Origin of the sequence: Desulfovibrio sp. TomC (genome assembly GCF_000801335.2) — a bacterium.
Classification (GTDB): Bacteria; Desulfobacterota; Desulfovibrionia; order Desulfovibrionales; family Desulfovibrionaceae; genus Solidesulfovibrio.
The window spans coordinates 1-984 of the sequence record NZ_JSEH01000127.1; the positions used below are offsets into that span (position 1 = coordinate 1).

1 protein-coding gene is annotated in these 984 nt (G+C 41.9%); it reads right to left on the reverse strand.

Features of this window, described 5'->3' with window-relative positions; genetic code table 11:
* Nucleotides 1–487 precede the first annotated feature (487 nt).
* Nucleotides 488–984 (reverse strand): bacteriohemerythrin (locus tag NY78_RS24405; RefSeq protein ID WP_156181162.1); only part of this gene is annotated, 497 nt, incomplete at its 5' end.

The following is a 984-nucleotide window of genomic DNA, read 5'->3' on the forward strand; positions in this document are numbered from 1 at the left end:
CAGGTGAATTGCTTGATAAGACGATCAGGATTTGCATTTGTGATGCCTCCTTGCAATTGCGATAGCAAATATCTATAGCTAAGACACAGGGAGGAGGCAAGCGCTAACACCAGCGGCAAGCCCACCAACGAACTGAAAGTGACCGAAGGGCAGCCGTTTCCCTATAGTCTTCCTGGTCCATCCCATGTCCAGTTGGTCAAAAACGATATTTCTTTCGTTTTTGAAGTAGACTATGGGACTGGATGGCAGGATTCTGCCATCGGACAAGCCGTTTTTGGATCAAAATTATTATTTTCTGTGTATTTTCAGCTTGTTTAGTTTTTATGACGGTCTGAACTCGCAGGATCCTGTGATTTTTAACGCCGGAAAATCGCTAAACTCTGGATTTTCAACAGTCCAGTAAACTGGAATCCTGTAGTCTTAGCTGTTTGAACAATAATGCAGCTTCCTGCGTTTTCTTGTTTGCGATATGTCTGAGTCGAAACGCTCAAATACATTTGAAGAATTTCTTGTCTTCTATGATCATATGATTGTGTATGACTTCGCTAGCGAGAAATACTAAAATTTCCCCTAGCGATAGCGAGTCATGCTTGTATTTCTCTGCAAGGTCGGCGCACTGGCCTAGTAGTTTGTCGTGTATCTTGCAGTGATTTTCTGAATCTTCGTAATTTGCCGATAAGAATGTTTCAGATTCGTCTCTGAAGTGTTCTTTGACATGCTCAATAAGTGCATTAATCAGGTTTAAGCAGTGTTCTTTTGATTCTCCTGCAATTATAGCGGAAAGTAGTCTGTTGGATAATTGAAAAAGGTGATGGTGTTGGGAGTCAATGGTTTTGTTGCCAGATTCGTAGCGTTTGCTCCACTGTAAATGGATAAGCCCTGTTTGATAGAGCTTGCTAGGTGAAAAGTAGATATCTTCAGGATCAATATAGTATTCGACTCTATTCCGCCCTAGGTTTTTCGCGCGATATAGCGCTTCGTCTG